Here is a 5,123-nt window from a genome sequence, read left to right as displayed (position 1 = left end):
CGCTGTTGCCTATAGCTTGCTTTCTCTTGCCTGGAATCGAAGCGAAAATTTAAAAACAAAGTCAGGCAATGACCCCTAACGGTCTTGCTAAGTTTCGTGGGCGATTAAAACAGTTGCCTTATCAAACCGCCTAAGAAGCAAGCCGCGTAAATTTGTTTATATTTTTAAGCAAACCGATTTATATGGCTTGCTGGTGTTTCTTAATTGAACTAAATCTCAAACGACTCGCCGCCGCCCATGAAATTTAGCTTTTGTTACCATTTCGTTGCTTATTCCATCTAATATTTCGAATTATTTAAACAAAACGGTACGTGTTATGTTCTTTTCACTTCCATCCAAAATCAAATAACCTGCTCTAAAATTTAAGTCAACTGCTCTAAAATTCAAGTCAGCTGCTCTAAAAGACAAATAACCTGCTCTAAAATTGAAGTCAGCTGCTCTAAAAGACAAATAACCTGCTCTAAAATTTAAGTCAACTCGCTTAGTGATTGGATAAGTTAATCTCCCGTCTTGAATTACTTATAAAATCAAACTACCAACAACCCTATTAATCTTATTTTAATGTGTTTACATTCCAAATATTATATTAGTTGATAAATGATCGCTATCCAATATCAAAAAAATTGCACATAGCAAGAATTATATTAATAGTTTCACACTCTTTTCCATAGGCTGTCATTTGATTCATCTGTTTAGTGCAATGAATGGTAACGGTAAATTGTATGAGTAGTGGCAGATTGCGTGGTAATTTCCTGTCAAATCGCTACGCAGTTTGAGCGGGCTACAATCCTTGATATTTACCACATCGCCTGCCATTACTTATACAAAGTGTTGTGTGCCGTATTTCATTTAGTCCTTTTTATATTTTCGATAAAAGTCATGTGCAAATTGAGTTTGAAATCCATTTATTGTTGTAATTCGACTTATTTCTTCATGACCTGTCTTTAAATGGAATTTATATAAATCTCTATCAATATATCCGTCAATTGATACTACTATCAATCGAATATCTTTGACAAACAAATTTCTAAACTCATCTTCAACAAATCTAGGTTCTAAATTACTTTCGTCTGTAGTCGGCCACCAAGTAGACTTGACCTTATCCCATTTTTTAATAAGTCCATATTCTTGCAATATGGGAAAATTACTCTTGTATTCTTTAAATACTTGTAGACTCTGTAAAATAAGGCCATTTGAACTGGGATTGAAAACTACTAATTTGTTAATTATAGAACTTTCTACTTGTGTCGCCGATATATGAAGTAACTCGATAGAACTCTTCCTATTATTATCTCTGTTCAGGTAATATGTTTTTTTATTAGTAGTTCTATTTTTATAATGGATAAATAATGACAATAAAGCCATTATAAAACCTCCAAATCCTATTGAACTAGAAATGAATTGATTTTCTATAAAGTCTTTAAAAATTGACCACATTTTAATCTTGAGGTTTTCGTTTATAAAATTTCACATCCCTACTTCCAAATCGACCTCTACCATGACCAAATATCATTGCTCCTGCAAAATATATAGTAGCTATTGAGCTTAATAAAATCAGATAATCCACATTTGTTATTCCAGACCACTTGAAAGTTAGATGATTTGCGAAATACTGAATTCCAAGAATAATCCATATTACCGCAAAGAATCGACTTACAATATCATTAATCTTTGACACCGAATACGTTTTATTAGCTGTAACAATTTTATATAAAGGTCCAGTTACTTTATCTTCAAGCATATCAACATGGTTCTCCCAGTGTCGTTGCCATGTCTTACTTCCAATATTTATAAAAACCCATGCTAAAGCAGAAATAAAACCAATACAAACTACAAAAAATAAAATCTGCGGAGTTTTCTCATACGATTTTGAACTTAATACAGCAAAATAACCAGCAAATGAAGCTACTTGAAATGCCCAAAAATAATTCGCTCGTTTCCAATAATTCTCAATTTCAAAATTCTTCGCTTCCCAAGCTTTTTGGTAAGTTTCTTTAAGCTCCTCAAGTTTTTTATTAGCTACAAATGTTTGAATATATTCTTCTTCTGAAAAATCCCTTAATTCAGATTCTTTTGATGAATAAAAGAATGTCCCAATACTTTTAAATAATTCTATAAGATTCATATTTAATTTGATTACAATTCGATTCTGAGGGAGCTCTGTTTATATGGCACACAACGGTCTTGCTAAGTTGCGTGGGCGATTAAAAACTGTTGTCTTATCAAACCGCTAAATAAGCAAGCCGAGTGAAATTGTTTATATTTTGAACAAACCAATTTTAATTGGCTTGCTGGTGTTTATTAGTTGAACTAAATTTTCAAACTGCGCATCACCGCCCATGAAATTTAGCTTTTGTTGTAAAGCGTTTTCATACACTATTTCAGCTTGAAGTCTTAATCCAGTTCAATGTCTGTAGCATACCTATCAAACCAGAAACGCAACATATTGTAACCATTATAATCCCCCATGTTATTGGTTCATTCATTTCATTTCCAATAATTACCATTAAAGGCAAAGCAATATCAATCAGCATTATCATTCCTCCAAAAATAAGAGTCAATATTTTCATCGCTTTATTATCATACAGAAGCGGAATGAGAACGGGTAATAATGATACTGCTATCCAAACAGAAACCGTATTAAACACTCCAATTGTCATTTCAACAGGTTCAACAAACTGTCTTATCACATAAATCATAAAACCTATCAGCATTACTAAGAACATTAATGAAATTCTGATTCGTTCACTTTTTATATTTTCCATATTGCTGTTCTTTTAAAATTCTGACTAACGGTAAATTTTCAACTTTTAAATCACCCTCTAAATTTCAACCGTTAACTTGAAAAATCTATGGTTTTACTATAGGGGGAATGCTTTACAACGGATGGCGCTATGTAACGTAGGCGCCTTAGTTGATTTATGTTTCAAATTTTATAAAAAGGAAAGGTAGCTATTTTAGGATTATATTTAACTATAACTATTCTAAAATGGCTACCTTGCCGGTGCTCTTTAAAAGCAAAAAACTTTCGAAAACCCACTGCCCGCCTATGGTATATAGCGTGTGTTGGCAACAGTGTTTTTTTTATTTTCGTATTCTTTAATAAAATTTCTCAAAATTTGGCTATCTGATTCTGGTGTGAATCCAAGTTTCAAAGACTCTTCCCAATATGGTTCTGAATTGCAAGGATCATCTTCCGAATGGAATTTTGCATGGATTAAATCTGCTGTTTCTCCCCTTTCAAATATTTGTATCAAGAGAAAATTATTTTCATCTAATTTTAAGAAGTTTAAGTTTTTTCTCTTTTTACATACTCTAAACCCAAAATAGAATAAAGAAGTTTCTAAATCTTTTCGAAAATTCATATAGAATCAGTTAAATGTTTTTTTTCTTAATTTGTTTTTTAGCCAACAGAAAATCAAGTTGTCCCAGCTTAAAACAGTCTATCAGTACATAATCTTTTTTTTATTTTATCAGAGACTCAACAATATTTCCGTCATTATCAGCTGAGGCTTTTCTACATTGTTGCCAACGGGCTTGCTAAGTTGTCGGCGGGATATAAAACTACCGCCTTATCAAAGCGAACATAAAGTTAATAAAACGCAGATATTATGCAAACTATATATCCCCCGCTGCAATTTAGCTTTTGTTACAAGCATGTTGGGACACTTCGCCCGGGTTTGCAAGCCAGGGCTCACTTGGTTAAAACATCCGGGATCTATTTCAGAAAAAATGTATGAGAGAGAAGCAATGCTGCAAGCTTTCCTGTGGGCACAAAAAAGAGATCGATCCTTTTAATTATAAAATGACAATCACGAAAATCGATCTCTTTTTTTTAATTGCTTGTAACGGTAAATTGTAAGTTGCCGTTGCGATATTCGTTGTTTTTTCTTGTCAAACCGAGGAAGTGTTGATGTGAGACGAGAAATCTCGCACGTTCACAAACCCCGCAATGCAATTTACAAAATGTTGTAGGGCGTAATTTATTCCTCCAAAATATTTCTTAAAGAATCCTCTCTAGTCGTACCTAGTTCGGCTTGCTTTTCAGCCATTGTTTTATTTTCCTCTTTCTCAACAATTAGATATCTTGGATTATTCGTATTATTCCAATCAATATTTGCCAAATTCAATTTATAGCTTGTCGTTTTAAGTGGAGAATTTTTACCTCCAAAGGATAATAGTAAATCTACTTCTCTTGTTGTTTGTGGATTAAACATCAATCTTTCACTATGCATATTAGGAGCTCCAAAGTGCAAAACAGAACTAAAGTCATTAAAGATGAGTTGATGTCCTTGATAACCGTACATTTTTGCGTAGTTTGGATTGTTTGCTTTAACAAACACACCTTGAGGACAAGTTAATCTAAATGATATATTCTCTTCATTTTGAAGCTGTGAAAAATTAAAAAGGAATATCGTTAAATCAAGAAAGTAATGATTACCATCATGCGATATTTGAGTCAACTTAATATGTCCCTCAATATTCGGATATTTTATTTGCTTGAATAAAGATTCGATTAAATAATGAGGTGCAGGTTTCGTTTGTCCATCAAGTCTTGCTAAATATGTATTTTTATATTGGTGTGGTTTGTAGTCACTTGATTCTGCTTCAAAAACATACACATAATTACCCTCGTTTTCCAGAATTCGCACTTTTATTCCAACTGGTAAAGGAGTTATAGAATCTGATATTTTATTGATTAACCAATCTTTTTCTTTGCGTTCATTCACTGGTGATAAATCACCAACAAAAACTTTCTCTGCTCTACCTGCTACAGTAGTTCCTTCAGGCGCTCCCCAAATCAAAATACCACCATTAGAATTAACTAAGGCACATATACCCCTAATTACTCCTTCTAAGTTTTTATTTAAATTTCCATATTTCGCAGAAAAAGCCTTGAATTCAATTTTGTCAGATTCATCTTTTTCTTCAATAAAAAAATCGACTAAGTCTTGATAAACTAGTTCTTCTAATTCTTTTCCAAAGTATGATTTTGCAAATTCCATGTCTGTTAGTTTTTATGCCCTACAACGGGCTTGCTAAGTTGTCGGCGGGATATAAAACGACCGCCTTATCAAAGCGAACATAAAGTTAATAAAACGCAGATATTATGCAAACTATAT

At 32.8% G+C, this 5,123-nt stretch carries 6 protein-coding genes; all 6 read right to left on the bottom strand.

Annotated elements, in window-relative coordinates; all coding sequences use genetic code 11:
- Window positions 1-291: 291 nt before the first annotated feature.
- The gene (locus EV201_RS16465; RefSeq protein ID WP_165389691.1) at window positions 292-450 is read right to left on the bottom strand and encodes a hypothetical protein; all 159 of its coding nucleotides are present in this window, start codon (window positions 448-450) and stop codon (window positions 292-294) included.
- A gap of 399 nt (window positions 451-849) precedes the next feature.
- Entirely contained in the window at window positions 850-1,437 is a 588-nt protein-coding gene (locus tag EV201_RS16275) for a hypothetical protein (RefSeq protein WP_130308709.1), read from the bottom strand.
- 1 nt (window position 1,438) lies between these two features.
- Entirely contained in the window at window positions 1,439-2,125 is a 687-nt protein-coding gene (locus tag EV201_RS16270; RefSeq protein WP_130308708.1) for a RipA family octameric membrane protein, read from the bottom strand.
- 256 nt (window positions 2,126-2,381) lie between these two features.
- Window positions 2,382-2,765, bottom strand: a complete 384-nt coding sequence (locus EV201_RS16265) for a hypothetical protein (protein ID WP_130308707.1) — start codon at window positions 2,763-2,765, stop codon at window positions 2,382-2,384.
- A 282-nt stretch (window positions 2,766-3,047) separates the two neighbouring features.
- On the bottom strand, window positions 3,048-3,365 hold the full coding sequence (locus EV201_RS16260) for a hypothetical protein (protein ID WP_130308706.1): 318 nt from the start codon (window positions 3,363-3,365) through the stop codon (window positions 3,048-3,050).
- Between the two features lie 618 nt (window positions 3,366-3,983).
- The gene (locus tag EV201_RS16255; protein WP_130308705.1) at window positions 3,984-5,006 is read right to left on the bottom strand and encodes an AlbA family DNA-binding domain-containing protein; all 1,023 of its coding nucleotides are present in this window, start codon (window positions 5,004-5,006) and stop codon (window positions 3,984-3,986) included.
- Between the last annotated feature and the right edge of the window lie 117 nt (window positions 5,007-5,123).

The sequence above is a fragment of the Ancylomarina subtilis genome (genome assembly GCF_004217115.1).
Lineage (GTDB): Bacteria > Bacteroidota > Bacteroidia > Bacteroidales > Marinifilaceae > Ancylomarina > Ancylomarina subtilis.
Note: the sequence above shows the minus strand (reverse complement) of the source record. Positions and strands in the feature narration are given on the sequence as shown.